General features: G+C 37.9%; 18 protein-coding genes and 1 pseudogene. 8 read left to right on the forward strand and 11 right to left on the reverse strand.

The window, feature by feature from the left end; translation table 11 throughout:
• The first annotated feature begins 10 nt into the window (after positions 1-10).
• The 3 genes from ACH63V_RS00125 to gyrA all read left to right on the forward strand — a co-directional run bounded on the left by ACH63V_RS00125 (position 11) and on the right by gyrA (position 5,028).
• A complete protein-coding gene (locus ACH63V_RS00125) occupies positions 11-853 on the forward strand; it encodes a helix-turn-helix domain-containing protein (RefSeq protein ID WP_396462396.1) in 843 nt (280 codons plus the stop codon).
• A gap of 90 nt (positions 854-943) precedes the next feature.
• The gene (locus ACH63V_RS00130; protein WP_396462397.1) at positions 944-1,903 is read left to right on the forward strand and encodes an MBL fold metallo-hydrolase; all 960 of its coding nucleotides are present in this window, start codon (positions 944-946) and stop codon (positions 1,901-1,903) included.
• A gap of 410 nt (positions 1,904-2,313) precedes the next feature.
• Entirely contained in the window at positions 2,314-5,028 is a 2,715-nt protein-coding gene (gene gyrA, locus ACH63V_RS00135) for a DNA gyrase subunit A (RefSeq protein ID WP_396462398.1), read from the forward strand.
• A gap of 54 nt (positions 5,029-5,082) precedes the next feature.
• Here gyrA and ACH63V_RS00140 read toward each other — a convergent pair whose 3' ends face one another.
• From ACH63V_RS00140 to ACH63V_RS00175, 8 genes are all read right to left on the reverse strand, one after another.
• A complete protein-coding gene (locus ACH63V_RS00140) occupies positions 5,083-6,729 on the reverse strand; it encodes an ArnT family glycosyltransferase (protein WP_396462399.1) in 1,647 nt (548 codons plus the stop codon).
• Positions 6,730-6,738: 9 nt separating this feature from the next.
• On the reverse strand, positions 6,739-7,119 hold the full coding sequence (locus tag ACH63V_RS00145; protein ID WP_311069456.1) for a GtrA family protein: 381 nt from the start codon (positions 7,117-7,119) through the stop codon (positions 6,739-6,741).
• A 1-nt stretch (position 7,120) separates the two neighbouring features.
• Positions 7,121-8,101, reverse strand: coding sequence for a glycosyltransferase family 2 protein (locus tag ACH63V_RS00150; RefSeq protein ID WP_396462400.1), 981 nt, complete (start codon positions 8,099-8,101; stop codon positions 7,121-7,123).
• On the reverse strand, positions 8,098-8,892 hold the full coding sequence (locus tag ACH63V_RS00155; protein WP_396462401.1) for a ChbG/HpnK family deacetylase: 795 nt from the start codon (positions 8,890-8,892) through the stop codon (positions 8,098-8,100). Before ACH63V_RS00155 ends, ACH63V_RS00150 begins: the two co-directional genes overlap by 4 nt.
• A gap of 258 nt (positions 8,893-9,150) precedes the next feature.
• Positions 9,151-10,242: an ABC transporter permease gene (locus tag ACH63V_RS00160; protein WP_396462402.1), complete on the reverse strand. Its 1,092-nt coding sequence runs from the start codon at positions 10,240-10,242 to the stop codon at positions 9,151-9,153.
• Entirely contained in the window at positions 10,239-11,369 is a 1,131-nt protein-coding gene (locus ACH63V_RS00165) for an ABC transporter permease (protein ID WP_396462403.1), read from the reverse strand. Before ACH63V_RS00165 ends, ACH63V_RS00160 begins: the two co-directional genes overlap by 4 nt.
• A gap of 3 nt (positions 11,370-11,372) precedes the next feature.
• Positions 11,373-12,494: an HlyD family secretion protein gene (locus ACH63V_RS00170; protein WP_396462404.1), complete on the reverse strand. Its 1,122-nt coding sequence runs from the start codon at positions 12,492-12,494 to the stop codon at positions 11,373-11,375.
• Positions 12,495-12,506: 12 nt separating this feature from the next.
• On the reverse strand, positions 12,507-13,994 hold the full coding sequence (locus ACH63V_RS00175; RefSeq protein WP_396462405.1) for a TolC family protein: 1,488 nt from the start codon (positions 13,992-13,994) through the stop codon (positions 12,507-12,509).
• Between the two features lie 377 nt (positions 13,995-14,371).
• Here ACH63V_RS00175 and serC point away from each other — a divergent pair, with 377 nt between their 5' ends.
• Positions 14,372-15,451 carry a 3-phosphoserine/phosphohydroxythreonine transaminase gene (gene serC, locus ACH63V_RS00180; RefSeq protein WP_396462406.1) on the forward strand — a complete coding sequence of 360 codons (1,080 nt, stop codon included), beginning with the start codon at positions 14,372-14,374 and terminating at the stop codon, positions 15,449-15,451.
• A 58-nt stretch (positions 15,452-15,509) separates the two neighbouring features.
• Here the strand turns inward: serC and ACH63V_RS00185 are convergent, their stop codons facing one another.
• On the reverse strand, positions 15,510-15,656 hold the full coding sequence (locus tag ACH63V_RS00185; RefSeq protein WP_019457296.1) for a hypothetical protein: 147 nt from the start codon (positions 15,654-15,656) through the stop codon (positions 15,510-15,512).
• Positions 15,657-15,689: 33 nt separating this feature from the next.
• Complete coding sequence (locus tag ACH63V_RS00190; protein WP_304456461.1) at positions 15,690-16,631, reverse strand: hypothetical protein; 942 nt, start codon at positions 16,629-16,631, stop codon at positions 15,690-15,692.
• A gap of 257 nt (positions 16,632-16,888) precedes the next feature.
• On the opposite strand from ACH63V_RS00190, the gene ACH63V_RS00195 reads away from it, so the two are divergent.
• Positions 16,889-17,374: a YaiI/YqxD family protein gene (locus tag ACH63V_RS00195; RefSeq protein ID WP_079377047.1), complete on the forward strand. Its 486-nt coding sequence runs from the start codon at positions 16,889-16,891 to the stop codon at positions 17,372-17,374.
• 10 nt (positions 17,375-17,384) lie between these two features.
• Positions 17,385-18,293 (forward strand): DMT family transporter, encoded by a 909-nt coding sequence (locus ACH63V_RS00200; protein ID WP_396462407.1) that lies wholly within the window; start codon positions 17,385-17,387, stop codon positions 18,291-18,293.
• Between the two features lie 29 nt (positions 18,294-18,322).
• On the opposite strand, the pseudogene ACH63V_RS00205 reads toward ACH63V_RS00200, so the two are convergent.
• Positions 18,323-18,403 (reverse strand): annotated as a pseudogene (locus ACH63V_RS00205) (PilZ domain-containing protein); the annotation flags it as partial.
• A gap of 136 nt (positions 18,404-18,539) precedes the next feature.
• Here ACH63V_RS00205 and ACH63V_RS00210 point away from each other — a divergent pair.
• Together ACH63V_RS00210 and lolD are read left to right on the forward strand one after the other, a co-directional pair.
• Positions 18,540-19,775 (forward strand): lipoprotein-releasing ABC transporter permease subunit, encoded by a 1,236-nt coding sequence (locus ACH63V_RS00210; protein WP_396462408.1) that lies wholly within the window; start codon positions 18,540-18,542, stop codon positions 19,773-19,775.
• The gene (lolD, locus tag ACH63V_RS00215) at positions 19,768-20,454 is read left to right on the forward strand and encodes a lipoprotein-releasing ABC transporter ATP-binding protein LolD (protein ID WP_311069447.1); all 687 of its coding nucleotides are present in this window, start codon (positions 19,768-19,770) and stop codon (positions 20,452-20,454) included. Before ACH63V_RS00210 ends, lolD begins: the two co-directional genes overlap by 8 nt.
• Positions 20,455-20,488: the final 34 nt, after the last annotated feature.

Consider the following 20,488-nt stretch of genomic DNA (forward strand, 5'->3'; position numbering starts at 1 on the left):
GATCATTCTTATGAATATTAATTATTCCGCTTCCATCGAAGCTCATCAATTGCACCAGTCATTGGTGAGATTGGCGCGGGCAGATATGGCACGAGATTATTTATGTATTCGATCTAAAAATCAGCATGGGCTTTCCAATATTAAAGTTAGCCAGTTGCACATGGGATTTATTCTATATGGGCAACAACAATTAAATCTTCAAACAAAACAAATCAATTTTAGTGCTGGCGACCTCTATATTATAAAACCCGATACGGTTATCGATGCAGTTAATCTGCCTGACCCTATAACGGGTGAATATCTCACTATTCTTGTGCCTATGTGTGATGAAGTCATTCAAGCTGCAAAAATGATTTGGGCGAAGCCCGTAGTCGACAAAACTGAAGCAATATTAAAGTTTTCAATTGATGATTTTGCTACCTCTTTAACCGAGTGGCAAACAGCTTTGTTTAATCATGATGTGGTGAAAGCACGTTTATGTATTACCGCTATGCTTGTACAGTTATGCCAACAGCATTGTTCAGATGTGCTAATTGTACCGCCACCTAAATTGACGAAAATCATTCACGATTGGGTAATAGAGAATCCACAGCACCATTGGCAGTCTAGTGAGTTTGAAATGCGACTAGGTTTGAGCAGCGCAACACTTCGCCGCAAGCTTAGCCATGAAGATACGACCTTAAGAGAAACGATTACGCATGCCCGTCTTACTTATGCACTTGAGTTGTTGTATTCGAAAAAACTACCCATGAAAACCATTGCAGCCAAATCAGGATACCAGTCTGTTGCTATTTTTCGTGATCGCTTTGTAGAGCGTTATGGTATAGATCCAGCTGTTCTTGCTGCAGAATAAGTCAATTTGAGCGTTTCTTGTAGTTTATTGAGCGATTTAAATAGATAAAAACCAATAGAGTTAAAGTATGAAAATACCAAGGACTCTATGATGAAATCATTAAAATCACTTGCGATATTATTACTGCTCAGTGCCAGTACAGTTATATATGCAGAACAAAAGCCAAGTGTACATCAGGTTGATGGATACTTTTTACAACCAGTAGGAAACCTTAAAGTAACGGCTTTATTTGATGGGGAACTGGGACTGCCTCGTAGTGATTTACTGGGTATTTCGGCTGAAAAAGCCAATCAACTGTTTGAAGAAAACTTTGTTCCTGTAGATGAGCATAACCAGATTGTCACGGATTTCTCTGCCTATCTTGTGCAAACACCGACACAAAATATTTTAATTGATGCAGGAGCTGCAAAATGTTTTGGGCCTGCCTTGGGCCATGTGCGTGAAAATTTGAAGAAAGCAGGCGTACAGCCTGAACAAATAGATACCATCTTAATTACACATGCTCATCCTGATCATTTATGCGGGATTACACTTGATGGCAAAATGGCTTATCCAAATGCGAAAGTTTATCTGGCGAAAGAAGATGTCGACTTTTGGACATCATCTGCAAATGAAGCAAAAGCCACCGATTTTTTTAAACCAATATTTAAAATGACGCGTGATGCTTTGCAGCCATACCAAAAGGCAGGACAGTTAGTTGCTTTTACCAAAGCCACTTTTAACGTTCCGAATGTTCAACTCATTGTGACTCATGGTCATACGGAAGGTCATTCTTCATACTTAGTAGATGGACAAAACGGTCAAAAGTTCTTAGGTCTAGGCGATGTTGTGCATTACGGTGCAGTCCAATTTCCTTATCCTGAAGCAAACTACAAACCCGATACTCACTCGAATCAGGCTATAGCTGTTCGTAAGAATATCTTTGAACAAGCCTATAAAAACCAATGGTGGGTAGGGGCAGCACATATCGCTTTTCCCGGCATTGGACACATTGGTAAAAGCTCAAAAGGATATCAATGGATACCGGCTCAATACCGTCCTGTAAAATGATAAGTTCAAATTGATTATTCAAAAAAGAGCAATGAATTTGAAAAATGGTCTCGGAATCTTTAGCTCAAATATTGCTAAGTTGGGTTAAGACGAAAAGTTTGATTCTTTAAATAGATGAAATGTGTTCTAAAAAGAGCACTTTCATGCTGTTTATATTTTGGTCGAATAATTGAGTTTTAAGGAATACATTTAAAAGTAGAAACCTATAATTTTAACTTATTAATTCTAATAGAATTTTTATTGTAAAAAAATGCTATTTTCAGATCGCTAAACTCCCAGTTAGCGAGCAATTTATGCTATAGTATACAGCTATATTTTTTTCGATTTTAGTTCACTTTCCGGAACTAAATTTTTTGCAAGATCAAGACATATAAACGGATAGAAATATCTATCTGTAAGAAGGAGTATGCATGAGCGTATCGGAAATCCGACCGATTGCCATTGAGGACGAACTCAAGCATTCATATTTAGATTACGCAATGAGTGTAATCGTATCTCGTGCATTGCCGGATGTGAGAGACGGTCTTAAACCTGTTCACCGTCGTGTGCTTTATGCCATGCACGAATTGGGCAATGACTATAACAAAGCCTACAAGAAATCTGCTCGTGTCGTTGGGGACGTAATCGGTAAATATCACCCGCATGGTGACTCAGCTGTTTACGAAACTATTGTTCGTATGGCACAAGACTTTAGCTTACGTTATTTATTGGTTGATGGTCAGGGTAACTTCGGTTCGATCGATGGTGATAGTGCCGCGGCGATGCGTTATACCGAAGTCCGTATGACTAAGCTGGCACATGAGCTTCTTGCAGATTTAGAAAAAGACACAGTTGACTGGGAAGATAACTACGACGGTTCGGAACGTATTCCTCAGGTACTTCCGACACGCGTTCCAAACTTGTTAATTAACGGTGCTGCGGGTATTGCTGTAGGTATGGCAACCAACATGGCACCACACAACATGACAGAAGTTGTGAATGCATGTTTGGCTTATGCTGATAATCCGAATATTTCGATTGAAGGATTGATGGAATACATTACCGGTCCTGACTTCCCTACAGGCGGTATTATTTACGGTAAATCAGGTATTGTTGATGCCTACCGTACCGGTAAAGGTCGTTTACACATTCGTGGTAAATACCATTTCGAAGAAGATGAAAAGACAGGTCGTACCACTATCGTCTTTACTGAAATTCCATATCAAGTAAACAAAGCAAAAGTGATTGAACGTATTGCTGAGTTAGTTAAAGAGAAAAAACTTGAAGGTATTTCAGAGCTTCGTGATGAGTCTGACAAAGACGGTATGCGTATTGCAATTGACTTAAAACGCGGTGAAAACGCAGAAGTCGTTGTAAATAACTTATTCTTAAATACCCAGCTTGAAAACTCATTCAGCATCAACATGGTTTGTCTAGACAACGGACAGCCAAAATTGATGAATCTGAAAGATATTATTGCGGCATTTATTCGTCACCGCCAAGAAGTTGTGACACGCCGTACCATGTTCGAATTACGTAAAGCACGTGAACGTGGTCATATCTTAGAAGGTTTGACAGTTGCCTTAGCAAATATTGATGAAATTATTGAAACCATCAAAACTTCTGCTAACCCTGCTGAAGCGCGTGAGCGTTTACTTGCTGGTGAGTGGGCAGGTGGTGGTGTTATTTCATTACTTGAAAAAGCAGGTGCTATTTCTGTTCGTCCAGATGAAATTGAAGGTGAAGATCCAAATCGTCCATTTGGTTTAAGCGATTCAATTTACCGTCTATCTCCGACACAAGTAGGCGCAATTTTAGAATTACGTTTACACCGTTTAACAGGTCTAGAACAAGACAAGTTACACGCAGAATATACTGAAATTTTGGGTCAAATTGCTGAACTTACAGCTATTCTAAATGACTTCAACTTGTTGATGGGTGTTATTCGTGAAGAGTTAGCACAAGTATTACAACAATATGGTGATGCACGTCGTACCGAAATTGTTGAATCTCGTGTCGATTTCTGCCGTGAAGATTTAATTCCAGAAGAACAAGTGGTATTAACTGTTTCGCAAACGGGTTATGCAAAAACTCAACCACTTTCAGACTATCAGGCACAGCGCCGTGGTGGACGTGGTAAGTCTGCAACCTCTATGAAAGATGATGACTTTATTCAACATCTGATTGTGGCATCGAACCACGCGACTGTACTTTGCTTTACCAACGTGGGTAAAGTGTACCGTCTGAAAGTATTTGAGGTTCCTCAAGCATCACGTGGGGCAAAAGGCCGTCCAATCGTGAACTTGTTACCTTTAGATGCAACAGAAACAGTTACTGCTATCTTGCCGTTAACAGAGTTCCCAGAAAACCACTATGTGTTTATGGCGACAGCTTCTGGTACGGTTAAGCGTGTTGAGTTAGAACAGTTTGCAAACATTCGTTCAAATGGTTTACGTGCTATTGAACTGAATGAAGAAGATACCTTAATTGGTGTTGCGATTACTGATGGTAATCAGCAAATCATGTTGTTCTCTAACGAAGGTAAAGCAATTCGTTTTGCTGAAACTGACGTACGTGCAATGGGTCGTACAGCGAAAGGTGTACGTGGTATGCGCGTGAGCTTTGCAAGCAGTACTTTAAGTGAAGAAGATGCAGATGTTGAAAACGATGAATCAGATGATAATGATGATTCAGCAGATTCAAGTCTAGTAAGCCGCATCGTATCGCTTGTCGTTGTACCTGAGACTGGTGAAGTCCTGTGTGCGAGTGCCAACGGTTACGGTAAACGTACTCCTGTAAATGACTTCCCGACCAAAAAACGTGGTGGTAAGGGCGTTATTGCAATTAAAACAAGTGAACGTAACGGTGAGCTAGTTGGTGCAGTTTCTATTGATGAAACTAAAGAGTTATTATTAATTTCTGATGGTGGTACGCTTGTTCGTACGCGTGCAGCAGAAGTTGCAATGACAGGTCGTAATGCTCAAGGTGTTCGTCTCATCCGTTTAAGCGAAGAAGAAACTCTTGTAGGCGTAGTTTCAATTGAAGCTGTAGAAGATGAAGAAGAACTTCTTGAAGGCGAAGTAGATACGACTGAAACCGATAGCGAAGAAGTTGTATCTAATAGTGAAGATACTTCTGAAGAGTAAAACGTTTTAAAATAAAAAAGGAAGCTTAGGCTTCCTTTTTTATTTCTGATTTATTTATTTTGCTGAATGGAAAATAAACACATCATAGTTTCTGTAATGCAAAGTTTTTACTGACGGGTCTTTAGTTGCAAAATTATTTGGCTGACTGACCACGATCAAATCTTGCTTTTGAACCAGAGCATCTTTGAGCTGCTGTTCGCTCCACAAATACTTTTTAAGTTGTGGTTCAAATAACAAGCCATCTTTAATTTCTAAAGAAGCGCTATCAGAGTGAACACTGTCCCATTCATTTACAATATAAACAGGCTGTTTAAGCTGTAAAAGGAAAGGCACATCATAAAAATAGTAATTGTAGAAAACTATTTTTGTAGAGGGGGTGATGTACTCAGCAAAGTCTGTTTGGCCCACATTGTTTTTAGTATCTAAAATACGAACAGCGAAAGGAATCGAACTACATAGAACAATTAAACTCATAAAAATATAGTTTAAATAGCTCACTTTCTGCTTTTTATATAAGCATACTAAAACCAGTGGAAGTACAATTAACAGTGTACCAATGGTGTAAATGAATATGGCTTGATGTTGAAAAAATGGTTGATCCGCACGGAGAAAATGTGGGGTAGCCACAATACCAATCCCAAGAATCATAATAAATACAGGAGTACCCCATACCTGTAATTTGGTTTTATAACTGCTTTCAAGAACTTTGTTAATCACAAGCGCCAAGAAAATAGTAAGGGGTGGTACAGCAGGTAAAATATAGCCCGCTAGTTTAGAAGGTGGAATAGAGAAGAAAACCGTAACAGAAATAAACCACCATACAAGCAGGGCAAATATACCCGATTGCTTATAATCTTTAAAGACGGTCTTAATAGATTCAAATCTACTCGCAAAAAACCAAGGCAAAGAACCGACAAACAAAATAAGCAGATAGAAGCACCACGGTTGCTTATTATTAAATTCTTTAGAACTGAAGCGACTAAATTGTTGGTCAATAAAGAAATAATGTAAAAATTGAGGATATTTACTTTGTACTGCGTACAACCATGGGCTAACAATAAGTAAGAATAGCAAGATAGCCAATGGATTAAGAAGTGAAGGTATTTTCTTCCATTGTTTTGTGTAGAGTAACCACGGTAACAGGATCATACCTGGAATGAGAACGCCAATAAGACCTTTACTTAGAAAAGCGGCTGCACCAGCGACATAACCTAAAAATAAAATAGATTTTCGTGCAGAAATGGTGAAATCAGCAAAGCATAAAACGCTTAATGTAATCCCCGATGCTACTAATAAGTCATGGTTAATATACTGGCTACTACCAAAGAAAAGCAGGTTGGTCGCTAAAATAATAACCGTAAGCTGTGCTACGCCTTCCGAAATATGCTTTTTTACAAATAAGAATAGACCCACTAACATGAGGGTACCAGCTAACACAGGTACTAACCGTAACACCCAGACATGTACACCAAAAAGCTCCATAAACATAGAACTTAACCAGTGTAGGAGTGGAGGTTTATGCATGAATGGCAAACCATCGATTCGTGGAGTTAACCAATCTCCAGATTCGACCATAGCTCGGCTAATATCTCCATAGCGGCCTTCGTCAGGTACAGATAGAGGTCTTATCCAGGAAAGAAGAAGTAACCAACACGGTAAAAAAAATAATAAAAATTTGGAATTACGAAGCCATTGCTGCATACACAATCCTTAATGTTGAAATGCAAAAAAACGGTTAAGCAAAAAAGTCACGACAGAGGTCAGAACAATTGCAATACACACTAAGGTTGAAACAGGAATGTTAAAATAGAGGTTTGAGAGTAAAAGAAAACTTTCATTAAATAAAAAACCTAAACCTGCAACCAATGTGAATTTTGGTAGAGTCTGACGATGATCAAGATGCTGTGCTTTAAACGTAAAAATACGATGCCCGAAATAGCTCACCCAATAGGCGACTAAAAATGCAAGTAAATTGGCATATTGCAGTGCAACATGCTTCTGAAAAAGAAGCATGGCTACACTATAGTGAGTAAGTGCTGCTGCGGCTCCAGTAGTGGCAAACCGCGTGAGCTGAAGAATATGAGCAAACATGTTAGAAACTTGAGAAAGTGTTTTCCGGCTTTGTGATAGATTTTTCTTGTTTAATACGAGAATGTTCAGATGCAACAATGTATTTTGGTCTGTTTTTTACTTCCGCGTAAATACGACCAACATATTCACCAACAATACCAAGGAACAACAACTGTATACCACCAAGTAAAGTCATACCAGCTGCAAGTGTTGCCCAACCTGGAACAGAAATTCCTTCAATCAACGTTTTAATGATGATCCATACGCCGTAACCCATAGCACCTAAAGCTAGGATTGCACCTAAATAAATACAGATGCGTAAAGGTAAATCTGAAAACCCAGTTAAACCTGACATAGCCAAGTTAAATAGAGATTTTATGTTGAAGCTAGAACGGCCGTGCTGACGTTCTTGTTCAGAAAAATTAACGCCTATACTTTTGAATCCAACCCAAGCATAAAGACCCTTCATATAGCGGTTTTTTTCTGGCAATTGTTTAATTGCTTCAACAACTTTTGCATCTAGTAGACGGAAGTCGCCCGCACTTTCAGGAATATCGATCGGAGAGCTTAAGTTTAATACACGATAGTAACCTTGGGTTAACACACGTTTAAGCCAAGATTCAGTAGTACGATTGCGAATACCATACACCATGTCATAACCATTTTTCCAAAGGTTAATCATGGTTGGAATTGCTTCAAATGGATGTTGAAAATCAGCATCAATCAGTAGGGTAACTTCACCTGTCACATGATCTAAACCAGCACTTAAAGCTGCTTCTTTACCAAAGTTGCGTGAAAGTTCAAGCACAACCAATGGGTAATCATCAATCATTGTTTGTAGAATAGGAATGGTGTCGTCTTTACTCCCATCATCTACCACAATAATTTCAAAGCTAAGATTTTGCTGTTTTAGACTATTTGCTAAAGCAGGAATAAAAGTTTTTAAATTTTCTGCTTCGTTATAGGCTGGAACAACGCAGGATAAAAATGGTTTTGTGTTCATTGCATTGCCCCTAGTCTAGTGAGCTGGATACCATATTGCTGACAATCAAGTTGGAACTGATCCGAACTGAAATATTCATATTCTTGTATTCGGGCATGTTGAATCGGATCTTGATCATTTGATTCTGCAAGCGCTGGATGGCACATAATCAGTAAATGGTCTTTTGCATTTGCAAGCCAATACTGGTTCAGTTCGCCATAGTCAGTTTGTTTAAAATCATAGATGCCGGCAAATTGGTCATTTTGATTAAAATGATATGTTTGACATGCTTTTGCTAAAGAATTGGAACCCAGTGCAGACAGCACACGAGTCTTAAAACGATAGTGAGGTAAATCTATCGGGTTCTGTAAATTTCGAATCCAACCCGTAAATTTTTTCTCTTTTAACAATTGCAGCAAAATATCGCGTATGAATGGAAATTGATGAATATGCTGATGTCCATCAATAAAATCTGGGTGCTTTCCCATGACTGAAACGAATAAATCCCATTGTTCTTCAATACATTGGGTGATTGATTCACGATTCAGGCTTGAAGACCATGCACGTAAAATCAGCATGGGTAAGGAAAAAACAGTATTACCTGAAGCGAAAGCATGGGTAAGATTTAAATGTAAACCGATATCAACTTGATCGCTAAAGGGTTTTAATTTGGCAGCAGCAGTTTCCCATAGTCCAGATTGGGTCATACATGAGGTTGCTTGAAGTGCACCTTGTTCAATTAAATGAATAATTGCATCAGATATTTCTGCATTCATTGCAAAGTCATCTGCGCAATAACACACTTTTGCCATATCCAGATTCCACCATAGGGCAGGATTGCAGAACTATTCTGCTTAGCTGCTGAAAAACTATACTAATTACTATGGAGAAAATTTCTTAATTTCAACTTAAAGTTTTCTTAAGGTTTCATGACAATTGATACAAATTAATGCTTTGAATTTATTTATTTTTTTATAAATTTTTGGTCAATTATTTAAGAAATAAGCTTTAACTATAAGATTTTATAGTAAATAAAAATATAATTTATACACATTTATGTATCCTTAAATTTACTTGGAATTTTTTAAACGTGAATACGCAATAATTAAAAAAATGATTCCAATTGTTGCAAGAAAAATCAATTTAGGAATCACAACATTTAAAGGAACACCCATTTGATTAAGCTGTACAAACATTTGTACACCGTGTGTAGAAGGTAAGCACCAAGCAAACCATTGTAACCATTCAGGCATGGCATGGTGAGGCCATGCGGTACCAGTTAATAAAAAAAGCGGAACTGAACTAAATACAATGATATGTCCGGCACGTTCAGGCATGTCTAAAAGTGAGCCAATCAACATGCCTAATCCAATCACACAACTAATAAAAATTGGAACCGCGACGAGTAAACCAATAAAATTTCCACCATGTGGATAGTCGTTGAACCACAAGGTAAAACCAAAAAGGTAAAAACTGCTTAAACAACCAATAGTAAACAGACTGGCAAAAATTCCAGCAAAGCGAATGGAGGTAATTTTTTCATGCTGTTCGCGGTAGCTTGCAATCAGCATGGCTAAACCTAATACAATCGTTTGATGAATAATGAGTGTTGCAACTGCTGGAAAAATATAGCTTCCATAACCTGAAAGGGGGTTAAATAAAGGAACCTGATGAATAGAAAGGGCAGGTTGGAAATGTGTACGCTCGCCAAATTTTTCAACATATTCTTTTAATGTGGCCTCAATAGATGTAGCAAGACCTAACCCAATTTCTTTAGTTTTTAAAAAGTTGGTTGTACTTAAGTATAAGCCAATTCCACCAGTTTCCCCGTGGCGTAGACTCTGTGTTAAGTTGTTGGGTAAAAGCAAAATACCATCTGCTTTTTGCTCGCGAACCATTTGTTCGGCTTCGAGAAAATTAGCAGTGACATCAACAATTTTAACGTGCGGACTATTGCTTGTTTGTCCAATAATTTGAGAGCTTAAAAGACTCTGTTCTTCATCAACAATGACAATTGGAATTGATTCGGCACGTTCAGCTTTATAGGCAGTTGGATAAAAAAAGCTATAAAGAATGACTGATAAAATCAGTGTCGTGAAAACCGAACTGTTACTAACAATATCTTTAAATGTTTGTCCGTAAGCCTTTAATAATTCTTTCATTGTGCTGTCCCCCGAACTAATTTTTTAAGCAGCAGGGAACTCAAAATGAAATAAATAAGGCAGTAGCCAATCAGTATTAAAAAGGGCATCACTGAAATAAAAAGTGGACTTCCAATCACCCATTGTTCGGTTTGGAGCTTTGCATAAGGTGTATATGGAATAATTAAAGACCAAAATTTAGTGAAAATTGGTGCATTATTTAAAGGCAGGGTAACCCCTGCAAAGCTTAGAGAAGACCCGCCGTAGACTGCAATAAAACCGAAAGTTTTACTTAAATTTTTGGTCGCAAGAATGACGGTACTACTAATGAGTGCATAAGAAAAATAAAGCAAAAACTGGGCAACTAATAAAAAGCTGAGAGAACCTGCGACAAACCAACCGCGAATCTCAACGAGCCAAAACATCCATAACCAAGTCCAGAGACAAAAAATAAAGCTATAAAGTAAATTTTTAGCCAGTAAGCCGCGAATAAAATTTTCACGGTTAACCCACTGGGTTAATGTGCCACGTTTAAGTTCTTGTCCAATGGCAAAAGCCACACAACAACAGAGTAATAGATGCAAAACAGCAGGAACCATGAAAGGCTCTAAATAAAATTCATAGCTCATACTTGGGTTATAAAGCGTTGAAATTTTGACGTGCGCTGTAGGAATATCTAAATAGGGGATATTATTTGCTAAATAACTCTGGCCTGCGTAGTCTGCTAAAGCATTGAGTGTACTGACTAACATGGCAGATGAAATTGTATTCCCTACGCTAAAAAAAGATTGGTTAAAAGCAATGCTTATTTGAGCATCTTGAGCTTTTACAAAACGTTTTTCGGCACCATCCGGAATAAAAACATACCCCCAAATTTTGGTTTCATTGAGTAGTTTTTCAGCTTCGGTCGAGCTTGCCGTAATTGTTTTAACATCTACCGTATGATTTAACGAAAGATACTTTCCAATATTACGGCTCAGCTCACTTTGATCCTGATCAATAATGGCAATGGGTAAATGTTCAGCCTTACCTGCATAAAACATGCTGCTAAACAAAAAAATGATAAAAGCAGGGATGAGTGTCACCATGCACAAATCCCATTTATTGCTTCTTAGATAGTTTAGTTCACGTAATATACTGGCAAACATGCTTTATTTTTCTTCTTTAATTTTAAATAGAACACTCATGCCAACCTTTAAGTCTTTGACAGGACGCTCAGGCACCAGATGTAATTTAAAGCTACGAATATCATAACCGCCAGTCTGACGAGTGGTTTTAATCGTGGCAAATTCGCCTTCTGCATCAATATTTTTTATTTTAAACATCACGGTTTGATTCAGCGCAGGAATGAATCCTTCTAGCGTTTTGTTTTTATAAACAGAAGCGTATTGATTTTCACCGACATTTAAACTCACCCACAAATCATCATCTTCTAAAATGCTGACAACTGGGACACCCATCGCAACCAGTTCGGAAGGCTTACCATAAGTTTTGGAAACTGTACCCGAAATAGGAGCGAGTAAACGGGTTTCTGCTTCAAGTGCTTGGGCTTCACTGACTGCTGCTTTTGCAATATCAACTTGAGCATCTGCTGTAGATTTTTGTTGGCTGGTACTTCCGCGCTTTGCTCGAGCATATTGTTGATAAGATGCTTCACTTAACTCTTGAGCAGAAGTTTGTGCTGCTAACATCTCATCTCGTCTTTGACGTGAAATGACACCTTGTCTATATAAGTTTTCACCACGTTGATAAGTGGTTTTTGCAAGGTTTGCTTGAGCTTTCGTACTTTGCCAGTTGGCATAAAGAGTATCAATATTTTCTTGTTGGGAGCCTCGGTCTACAGTCGATTGAAATGCTAAAGCCGATTGTAAGGTTGCTAAGGCTTGTTGCTTTTTAGCTTCAATTTCTGGGCTAACTAAACGAACAAGAGGTTGTCCTTTAGTAACTTTTTGGCCCTCTTGGACATAAATTTCTTCAATACGACTTGGAACTTTAGTACTGACGTGAAGAGTTTCAGCCTCAACTCTGCCTTGTAATTCAATAGGCTTAGGTTGATAGCTTTTCCACAAACCGAAAATAATCAAACCCAACAAAGCAATAATGACCACACCAATAACTAGTTTAATTTTCGAATTTTTAGGTGATTGTGTATCACTTTTATTCGATTTTACTTCTTGAGCATTGTCGGTTTGATTACTCTGTTGATCTTGACCTGTTTGCTCTGTATCCGTAACAGGTGAATCTTGCTGAGAAGAAGATGATTCTTGATTCATTTTATGCCCCTATTAACGGATATAGTCAGTGTGTGGTTGAGTCACATAAGCTTTAAACTGGTCCATAGAACCATGGCTTTGCAATAAGGTTGCAAGTGACATGACATATTTATATGCATTTAAAGCCATTTCTGTTTTTAGGGCACTTAATGCATTTTGTGCATCAATGACTTGGGTGGCTGTTCCCATACCTTCACGGAAAGAAAGTTCTTGAATACGTAAGTTTTCTTGAGCTGCACTGATGTTTCTTTGTAATAGCGTGTGACTTTGCTGTGCGGAATTGAGCTCGTTATATGACTTATTTAATAATCCTTCAATTTCCTGTTTCGTTCGTTCAGTCATGAGTTCTGAAGCATAGCGTTTTAACTCGGCAGCATGAATATTCTTATTTTTATCTACACCCGAAAACAGGTTGTATTTTGCCATCACACCTACAATCCAGTTTTCCTTTTCATCGAGTGAATATTCACCAAAAGCAAATAGACTTGGTTTCTTCGCTGCTTGTTGAGCTTGAATATTTGTATTAGCTAATTGAGTATCTAACTGCATTTTTTGTACAAGGCTCGATTTTTGAGCGTAACTACTTAGCAATGCTTCTAAAGATTGGCTACGAATTGTATTTACAAAAAGAGGCGTACTTAAATCAGGATTACTTTGCTGATGCAAAAGATTGTTTAAACTAAATTGACTGGCATTCAGATTTGCTTGTGCATTCTGTAAAGTTCGCTCTGCATTATTACGGGCAACTTCAAATTGCATGCGTTGTCCTTTACTAATAAAACCTTGCTGTTCGAGTTTTAGTGCATTGCTGTAATGTTTTTGCATTGCATTAAAGTTAAATAAACTACTCGCGACCAGTTGTTGCTGTAATTGCACATTAAAATAACTTTGTACCACTTCAAACCGCTGGATATCTTGTTGTTGTTGGCTTGAAAGCTGAGAGCGCTGGGCCTGAATGTTGGCTATCTTTTTTGCACTAGTGGTTAAGCCCCCTGTGTAGAGTGGCATGACAACCGAAATAGACGGGCGTACGACCTGATCTTCTACAGTTAAATTGGCGTAGTCTGGAAAACGATTTATACCGTCATGGATGATTTGATTTGAACCTTCCTGAACTTGTCCTAAAACATCGGATGGAATGACATTGTTCCACTGTGAAAGCTTATCATTGAGCCCTTGGCTTAAATCATTCTCAAGCTTTTGTTTAAAAGCACCCAGCGGCACATCGGTTTCACTGTGAAATGCGTATGCTCGAACGTTTAAATCAACTCTAGGTAACCCTAAACCTTTGACTGCTTCAGCTTCTAATTGAGAGGCTTGTTGTAAGGCTTGGTTGGCTTGAGTGCTATATGAGCTTTTTAAAGCTTGTTGTTCTGCTTCAGCATAACTTAAACTTTGTGCATAAATAGGCGTTGCAATAAATACTCCCAATACCAACGCGAGATAATTGGGTTTAAAGAAAAAAGGGCGTTTAGACTGTCGATACTGATGTGTTGGCATTTTATATAACAATTTTTGATCATCCCTTATAGTTTAAATTTCTTGTTATTAAATTCAATTATCATATTGTTTATTATACAATTGTATAAAAGCACAAAATGATTTTGAGTTTATTTTGCGTGATGGAAAATCATATAGCAAGTTTTTATATATTCAGCACAGTATGGGAAACTCTATTCACAAGTCAAGTTGAACTTTATTTAGTAAAACTTATAAAAAAATAAGTGAAAGCAAACAAATAAATAAAATAGTTATTGAAAAAATAAACCTAAATACGCCCTAGCATTGAAATATTTACTAGAGAAGCTGCTGCAAGCTTAAGCAATCTGTGGTTAAATGCCTTTTTTTATTGTGTTTCACTTTACAAGGGAAAAATCATGCGCGCGTACAATTTCTGTGCTGGTCCTGCTGCATTACCTACTGCCGTTTTAGAAAAAGCTCAACAAGAATTGTTGGATTGGCAAGGTAAAGGTCTATCCATCATGGAAATGAGTCACCGTAGTGCTGACTATGTTGCGGTAGCTGAAAAAGCTGAAGCAGACTTGCGTAAGCTTATGAATATTCCTGAAAACTATAAAGTGCTGTTTTTACAAGGTGGTGCGTCATTACAATTTTCAGCAATTCCTTTAAATCTGCTTGGTAAAAATAACAAAGCAGATTATATCCATACAGGAATTTGGTCTGAAAAAGCGTTAAAAGAAGCAAAACGTTATGGCAACATTAATGCTGTAGAAGCAGGCATTAAAGTAGATGGTAAGTTCGCAATTTCTGATCAAAGCGAATGGAACTTATCTGACGATGCTGCTTATGTTCATTACGCAGATAATGAAACAATTGGCGGATTACAGTTTGCAGGTATTCCTGATGTTAAAGCACCACTTGTTTGTGACTATTCATCAAGTATTTTATCTGCTCCATTAGATGTGACCAAGTTTGGTTTAATCTATGCTGGCGCACAAAAAAATATTGGTCCTGCTGGTTTAACAATCGTTATTGTTCGTGATGATTTACTCGACCAAGCTAAACCAGAAATTCCAAGTATTTTAAAATATGGTGAGCAAGCGAAAAATGGCTCTATGGTAAATACACCATCGACTTATGCTTGGTACTTGTCTGGTTTAGTATTTGAATGGTTACTAGAGCAGGGTGGGGTAGACGCTATTCATAAAGTTAACCTTGAAAAAGCTCAGTTACTTTATGGTTATATCGATTCAAGCGATTTTTATAATAATCCGATTGCTATTCCAAACCGTTCAATTATGAACGTACCATTTACTTTGGCAGATGAAGCTTTAGAAAAGCAATTCTTGAAAGAAGCTGAAGAAAATCATTTATTGAACTTGGCAGGTCACCGCTCAGTTGGTGGTATGCGTGCAAGTATTTATAACGCAGTTCCATTAGAAGGCGTTCAAGCGCTTATCCGCTTTATGGATGATTTTGCTAAACGTAATGGTTAAGTAAATCAAATAAATAAAGCCCTCGAAAGAGGGCTTTATTTATTGTGCAATTTATTCATTAAAAAGGGACAAAACCAAATTGATGGATCATCATCGCGGCTAAGAACATACCTAAAACAAAAAAGCAAAACGCACCAGTATCGACCCTTATACGTGGGTTACTAGTTTGAATGAGGCTGGTGGTTTGTTCAGGTATAATCTTCATTCAATAGCCTAATTTTTAAAATATTAGTGAAATTCAATTAGTTTCACTATTTTTAGCATAAATATTCGCCTGAATCCAGATATTACCGCGAATATATTCACCAATATTAAAGTTTTTGTACAAATCATTTTGGGTCGCAATGCGCACTAATATGGCAGGAAGATCATCTTCCAAAACTAAAGTGACATCATAAAGAGTATATTCTGCACCCATAAATGTCATTGAAGTTTTACCGACAATATTACCTTGGAACCACGCTTCATCTTCTTGTCCAAGATTTTCCCCATATAAATATGCAACCATTTTCGAAAAATCAACCGTTACAGGTTCTTGATCTTCCTCAGTTTTTGGCTGCCATTCATTAATGAGTTCTTGTAGGTTTTCAGGTGCAATTCCATTATGTTCAGTTAAAATTGCATTTAACGCACGGTGATGCTTAATTGATGCTGGATCATCTACAACAATTGTTTCACCAGCAGGGACTGATTCTAATTCATAAGCCCATGCATTAAATTGAACTTGGTAAGTTTGAGTTTTGTCATATTGACAACGATTAACACTAAATAAATTATCAAATGCATAAACAGTCGTATTTTTATTTAATCTTAAACTTAATACTGCCTGAGTTGCTGAGTCACAAGTAATGATGCGTTCAATTTGCGCATTATATTGATAAGGACTTTCAAAACTAGGGAATGCTGTTTTTAAAGCACGAGGTTTTTGATTTTCAACCGCAATAATTTGGTTAATAGTGACATTTTGCCCTTGAGGACCTTGAATCAACCAGAAAGATTGATCCATTTCATCTTCATTTTGGCATAAACCCATTGGCATTACAGGAGCATCAAGCGCCAGTCCAAGCCATTTTGGTACATCTGTCTCTGGATGGGAGGTCAGTAGATTCCAATGCTCTCCATGACTACCAAAATTTTGGTCGTTTACCGTAATAACTTCTGGACTGTTTTGATTTTTCATAAGTACGATTGATGTTGGGTTTATCTCACTTGTTATATTAAATCGAGGGTAATTGCTATTTTTCAAGTCAACATATGTAAATTCTCTTGTAAAAGCACATATTTACTTATTAAAAAGCCTTTTAATGGGGGAAATCACTCATTTTTAAGAGCGAAGATGACTAACTGTTAAGGTATTGTTAAAATTAAATTTAGAAAACAAGTTTTATATTTAGCGCTATTCTCTAGTGAAATGCATCTGTTAGACTTAGATTTTTAGTGGAAATAGAGAATAACGTGCTGCCATTTAAGCTGTGGGTAGACGCAGATGCATTACCTAAAATTTTGCGTGAAGTCATTTTACGAGCTTCAGATCGTTATCAATTAGAAGTGATTTTTGTAGCCAATCAAAATGTCGGAATTACCCCGTCGGTACGTATTAAATCAATACAGGTTTTAAGTGGAGCCGATCAGGCCGATCAGGAAATTGTAGATCGTATGTCTGAAAATGACATTGTCATTACGCAAGATATTCCGCTTGCTGCTCAAGTTATTGAAAAGGGCGGTATTGCGATTCATCCACGCGGTGAAATTTATACCACTGCAAATGTTAAGGCTCGTTTGCACTTACGTGACTTTATGGATACGCTCCGCGGTGCAGGAGTCCAGACGGGTGGCCCACCTCCAATTTCAGAACGAGATAAACGTGAATTTTCGAGTGCGCTCGATCAAACAATTTTAAAGCAAAAACGTAAAACAGCTTAGTGAGCCTCTTATGCCATCTCAGACTAACTTGGCTTCAACTTATGTCTTGCTTGTATTTATTTGGGCAACGACACCTTTAGCCATTGTATGGAGCGTGTGTGACTTACATGTCATGTGGGCCTTACTCTTACGTTTTTATATTGCTTTACCTCTTTCGGTTATAGTTTTACTTATTCTAAAAACGTCTTTTCCCATTCATAAACAAGCTCTCCATAGTTATTTTGCAGGGTCCTTTAGCTTAATTGGCTCTCAAATTTTTACCTATGCTGCGACCCAGTATTTAAGTTCAGGCATGATCGCTTTGATGTTTGGTCTGGCGCCTATTATGGCGGGTTTCATTGGACGTTTTGGATTTGGTCAGCATCTTTATAAATTACAGTGGTTCGGTATGGCGATTGCTGTTTGTGGCCTCGCAATTATTTGCTTAAATGGATCAGGTCAGCACGTGCATCCATTTGGCATTGTTTTAATGTTGATCAGTGTTTTTGTTTATTCATTTTCTATTTTTTGGGTAAAAAAAGTGAATGCCCAAGTTCAGCCCATGGCTCAAGCAACTGGTTCAATCTTGGTTTCATCACTTTTGGCGAGCTGTCTTATCCCATTTATTTGGCAATATGCACCGAGCCACTTACCGCAAGCTAAATCTTTATTTGCTTTAATTTATACAGTTCTGATGGCTTCACTCGTTGCCATGTTCTGTTATTTCAAACTTGTACAAAATATCAAAGCAACTACCTTATCGCTTACAACTGTGATTACGCCTATGTTAGCTATGGTGATTGGCGCTGTTTTAAACCATGAGCATCTTTCAATGATGGTTTTTGTGGGGGCATTTATTATCTTGTTTGGTCTATTCCTGTATTTCTATAAAGACATTCAAGCAAACCGTAATTTTGCCCAACATATTAAATCTAAATAGGAGAAGATGAGGGTAATTTGTTGAGCTTATTCATTAAATTGTTCTAATTCGTAGCTAAATGCATGATCAAATTGATCTCATATCTTAAGTAGTAGAAAATAGCGCAGCAATATAATATTAGGATTGTTAAGGATAGGTCAGAACTTACTGATTTTTAAACCTTAATACAGCATCTAACGATATGGCTAATAAGAAGTGTAGATCACACTTCTCTATTTTCCATCAATCACCTTGGATTTAGAAGGTATGTTTAAACCAATCTCACTGTATATAGGGTTGAGATATACTCGCGCACGACGCAGTAATCATTTTATTTCTTTTATTGCATTGGTTTCGATGGTCGGTTTGACACTTGGTGTCGCTGTACTGATTACGGTACTTTCTGTAATGAACGGTTTTGACCGCGAATTGAAAAATCGTGTTTTGGGAATGGTACCGCAAGCGACAGTTTCATCGACGCAAATTCTTACGGATTGGCCTGAGCTGGTTAAACGAGTTGAAAATCATCCCCATGTGACTGGAGTTGCACCTTTTACCCAATTGCAAGGTATGTTAACTGCTCAAGGGCAAGTGGCCGGTATTATGGTAACGGGTATTGACCCTAAATATGAAAAGAATGTCTCTATCATTCAAAATCATATTGTTGCCGGTAGCCTCGACTCACTTAAAAAGGGTGAATTTGGTATCGTGCTTGGTAAAGACATGGCCGATTCACTTGGTTTACGTTTAAATGACAGTGTGACATTGGTGTTACCAGAAGCAACGCCATCTCCAGCAGGTGTTGTCCCTCGTTTTAAACGCTTTAAACTGGTTGGTATTTTTAGTGTCGGCGCTGAAGTGGACTCGATGGTCGGGTACATTGCTTTATATGATGCATCGACTTTATTGCGTTTACCTGATGGTGCTCAAGGCGTCCGTTTGAAAATGGATGATATCTTTGCGGCTCCTCAAGTTGCCGATGATATTGTGAAAAACTTACCAAGCAATTTCTACGCAACGAACTGGACCTATACCCATGGTAATTTGTTTAATGCTATTCAAATGGAAAAAACATTAGTTGGTTTATTACTCGTACTGATTATTGTGGTTGCTGCATTTAACATTGTCTCGTCTTTGGTCATGGTTGTAACCGATAAAAAATCCGACATTGCAATTTTGCGTACCTTAGGTGCGTCACCCTCCATGATTACTAAAATCTTTATGGTGCAAGGTACCGTGATTGGTATAATTGGTACAGTTGCGGGTACGGTTTTAGGTGTAATTTTGGCACTTACAATTAGCGATATTATTTCTTGGTTTAATAATGTGCTTGGACTTAATTTGTTCGACGCCTATTTTGTACATTACTTACCTTCTTACTTAAGATGGCAAGACGTCACAATTATCGTAATTGTTTCTTTACTCTTAAGTTTCTTGGCAACTATTTATCCGGCGCTTCGTGCAGCTAAAGTTCAACCTGCCGAGGCATTGCGTTATGAGTAAAGTCGTTCTAGAAGCAAAAGATATTTATAAGCATTTTGATGATGGTAAATCTAAGGTTGAAGTCATTAAAGGTCTTTCTTTACAGGTTGAAGCAGGACAGTTTGTATCTATTGTGGGTGCGAGTGGTTCAGGTAAAAGTACTTTATTACATGTACTTGGCGGCTTAGATCAGCCTACACAAGGACAAGTATTTTTAAATGGTCAGCGCTTTGATAACTTAGGTGAAGCGGAACGTGGTTTTCAACGTAACCAGTATTTAGGTTTCGTTTATCAGTTTCACCACTTATTGCCAGAGTTCAGTGCGCTTGAAAATGTAGCGATGCCTTTAATGCTTCGACCAGATAGCCAATATAAGTCGGTCAAGGCACAAGCTGAATATTTGCTAGATCGCGTTGGGCTATCTCACCGTATGGACCATAAACCAGGTGAGCTTTCAGGTGGTGAACGGCAACGTGTTGCTCTTGCTCGAGCATTGGTGACTAAGCCTGCGGTCGTTCTAGCTGATGAACCAACAGGTAATTTGGACCGTAAAACAGCTGTGGGTATTTTCGAGTTACTGACTGATCTTAAGAAAGAACTAAACATGGCAATGCTTATTGTGACCCATGATGAGCAATTAGCTCAAGCAGCAGACTCTATCTTGCATATGGAAGATGGTTTGTGGGTGAATGGTTCTTAAAAAATTGTCATTAAATCACATTGTTAAAGCCCAC

Origin of the sequence: Acinetobacter sp. ABJ-A23_2 (assembly GCF_044538765.1) — a bacterium.
Lineage (GTDB): Bacteria > Pseudomonadota > Gammaproteobacteria > Pseudomonadales > Moraxellaceae > Acinetobacter > Acinetobacter nosocomialis_A.

Bases quoted from the DNA above. Each gene is read 5' to 3' on its own strand.
- ACH63V_RS00125 (WP_396462396.1), top strand. From the start codon at position 11: ATGAATATTAATTATTCCGCTTCCATCGAAGCTCATCAATTGCACCAG.
- ACH63V_RS00130 (WP_396462397.1), top strand. From the start codon at position 944: ATGAAATCATTAAAATCACTTGCGATATTATTACTGCTCAGTGCCAGT.
- gyrA (WP_396462398.1), top strand. From the start codon at position 2,314: ATGAGCGTATCGGAAATCCGACCGATTGCCATTGAGGACGAACTCAAG.
- ACH63V_RS00140 (WP_396462399.1), bottom strand. From the start codon at position 6,729: ATGCAGCAATGGCTTCGTAATTCCAAATTTTTATTATTTTTTTTACCG.
- ACH63V_RS00145 (WP_311069456.1), bottom strand. From the start codon at position 7,119: ATGTTTGCTCATATTCTTCAGCTCACGCGGTTTGCCACTACTGGAGCC.
- ACH63V_RS00150 (WP_396462400.1), bottom strand. From the start codon at position 8,101: ATGAACACAAAACCATTTTTATCCTGCGTTGTTCCAGCCTATAACGAA.
- ACH63V_RS00155 (WP_396462401.1), bottom strand. From the start codon at position 8,892: ATGGCAAAAGTGTGTTATTGCGCAGATGACTTTGCAATGAATGCAGAA.
- ACH63V_RS00160 (WP_396462402.1), bottom strand. From the start codon at position 10,242: ATGAAAGAATTATTAAAGGCTTACGGACAAACATTTAAAGATATTGTT.
- ACH63V_RS00165 (WP_396462403.1), bottom strand. From the start codon at position 11,369: ATGTTTGCCAGTATATTACGTGAACTAAACTATCTAAGAAGCAATAAA.
- ACH63V_RS00170 (WP_396462404.1), bottom strand. From the start codon at position 12,494: ATGAATCAAGAATCATCTTCTTCTCAGCAAGATTCACCTGTTACGGAT.
- ACH63V_RS00175 (WP_396462405.1), bottom strand. From the start codon at position 13,994: ATGCCAACACATCAGTATCGACAGTCTAAACGCCCTTTTTTCTTTAAA.
- serC (WP_396462406.1), top strand. From the start codon at position 14,372: ATGCGCGCGTACAATTTCTGTGCTGGTCCTGCTGCATTACCTACTGCC.
- ACH63V_RS00185 (WP_019457296.1), bottom strand. From the start codon at position 15,656: ATGAAGATTATACCTGAACAAACCACCAGCCTCATTCAAACTAGTAAC.
- ACH63V_RS00190 (WP_304456461.1), bottom strand. From the start codon at position 16,631: ATGAAAAATCAAAACAGTCCAGAAGTTATTACGGTAAACGACCAAAAT.
- ACH63V_RS00200 (WP_396462407.1), top strand. From the start codon at position 17,385: ATGCCATCTCAGACTAACTTGGCTTCAACTTATGTCTTGCTTGTATTT.
- ACH63V_RS00210 (WP_396462408.1), top strand. From the start codon at position 18,540: ATGTTTAAACCAATCTCACTGTATATAGGGTTGAGATATACTCGCGCA.
- lolD (WP_311069447.1), top strand. From the start codon at position 19,768: ATGAGTAAAGTCGTTCTAGAAGCAAAAGATATTTATAAGCATTTTGAT.